At 49.4% G+C, this 421-nt stretch carries 1 protein-coding gene; it reads left to right on the forward strand.

Features of this window, described 5'->3' with window-relative positions:
• Positions 1-161 precede the first annotated feature (161 nt).
• Positions 162-421 (forward strand): ribosome assembly RNA-binding protein YhbY (yhbY, locus tag AC1DNI_RS22795; RefSeq protein ID WP_477693530.1); only part of this gene is annotated, 260 nt, incomplete at its 3' end.

The following is a 421-nucleotide window of genomic DNA, read 5'->3' on the forward strand; positions in this document are numbered from 1 at the left end:
GGCTGGAACTGGCCGAACGCTTTTTACCAGTCATACAATTTCCAACTATGATTCAACGTATGCGATAAATAAACCGCACAAATCAGCATGCCGATTTGGTGATATACCCGAGATGGCGGTAGAATGACCCGTTTTCAATCCCAATGTAAGTAAAAAATACGATGAATCTGAGTACCAAACAAAAACAGCACCTGAAAGGACTGGCCCATCCGCTGAAGCCTGTCGTGATGTTAGGCAACAACGGTCTGACCGAAGGGGTGCTGGCCGAAATCGAACAGGCACTGGAGCACCATGAGCTCATCAAGGTAAAAATCGCGACGGAAGACCGTGAGACAAAAACCCTGGTGGTAGAGGCTATCGTGCGCGAAACCAAAGCCGCAAACGTGCAGGTTATCGGCAAGACGCTGGTGCTGTACCGTCC

Source organism: Phyllobacterium sp. 01N428, from assembly GCF_056399405.1.